At 59.2% G+C, this 1,332-nt stretch carries 1 protein-coding gene; it reads left to right on the plus strand.

Annotation, left to right across the window (positions count from 1 at the left end; genetic code table 11):
* The first annotated feature begins 190 nt into the window (after positions 1-190).
* Complete coding sequence (locus tag ACM6UT_RS23300) at positions 191-442, plus strand: ribbon-helix-helix domain-containing protein (RefSeq protein ID WP_416799646.1); 252 nt, start codon at positions 191-193, stop codon at positions 440-442.
* Positions 443-1,332: the final 890 nt, after the last annotated feature.

The following is a 1,332-nucleotide window of genomic DNA, read 5'->3' on the forward strand; positions in this document are numbered from 1 at the left end:
CAAACGCCGCCGCGGCTATGTCGACCCGCTTCCGGTGGGGTGCAAGAGCTTGATTTAGGGTGGGGGCGAGAGCCGCCTTGCGAGATCGGAACGGACCCAAATTCGGCCACTTGTCCGGCGTACCTAGTGATGAATATTGACGACATATGCTACGCTTTCCACATTAATGCGGAACGAAAGGACACTCCCGGTGGCGTCATCGAGCATCCCTGTGAAGGTCGGCTGCCAGTTGCAGGCTCATATACAGCAGCAGATTGGCGAGGACGGTCTCTACGAAAGTGCCAGCGAGTATATTCGCGCCTTGATCCGCCGCGATCTGCAAAGCCGTGAGGAGGCCTGGGAGACCTTGCAGAAGGACCTTGCTCCCGCCATGCGCGCTGACGACAGTGAGTTTGTCACGGTCACAGCCGAGGATGTGATCCGTCGTAATCAGCGCCGCTAGTCATGGCAGGCTTCAGGTTCTAGCCCCGTGCGGACGTCGCTTAGGCAAAATCTGGCAGGATACCGTCGAGAAATGGGGCGAGAAGCAACCGGCAGCCTGTATCACAGGCTTACACTCCCATCTGAGACGACTGTGTGATGATATCACGCGACATGGCGCAAGTTGCCGCAGCGGCTCGCGGTTCCCGCCGACGTCAAGCAGGAGGCATTTTTCAGCCGGTACGGACATCATTACGTGTTCTTCCGTATGTTGGACAACGGCGACCTGGGTGTGATGAGTATCCTCCATGAACGGATGGACTTACCTGTGCGGCTGAAGGACGATTTAGCCGCTCTCGACGAGAAGAAGGCCTCATCCGAATAGACGGAACATGTCATCCCACAACAAGCACGGCACGTTGCACTCGTGCACTTTGGCCTTGCGGCGGCCGACGGTTCGGGCGCCCATCTCGGAAGAATCGCGGAATGCGCTCGCCGATATCCTCCCTGCGATCGCGCGACTTTTCACCAGCTGCGATGCGGAAGCCTGGGTGAGGGTCCGTGAGAAGGTGGCTCCGACAGGGGCCTGCGAGTGGGTCCATGCGAATGCGATGACGCTCATCCACCAGGTGGTCGGCAGGCTCGCCGCCCACCCCCTCGGCAAGAACGTGCCTGCCGCCACTCAGCCGACAGAATGCCGCCACCGATGAGCCTTAACGGCCAAGCCATTCATAAACAAAATGAATCGGTCGGCCCGAAGAGATTCAACAAAGTCGTTGGACGGCGCGAATCGATTTCGCGACAGTTCCGACATGACCGACCATCGCACCTGCTCCACCGAACTGCGCCGTATCGACCCCGAACGCAACATGGCGCGCTTCTACCTGCTTTCGATCCAGCCGACCCTCTTCG

The sequence above is a fragment of the Ciceribacter azotifigens genome (genome assembly GCF_048159625.1).
In the GTDB taxonomy this organism is placed as follows: Bacteria; Pseudomonadota; Alphaproteobacteria; order Rhizobiales; family Rhizobiaceae; genus Allorhizobium; species Allorhizobium azotifigens.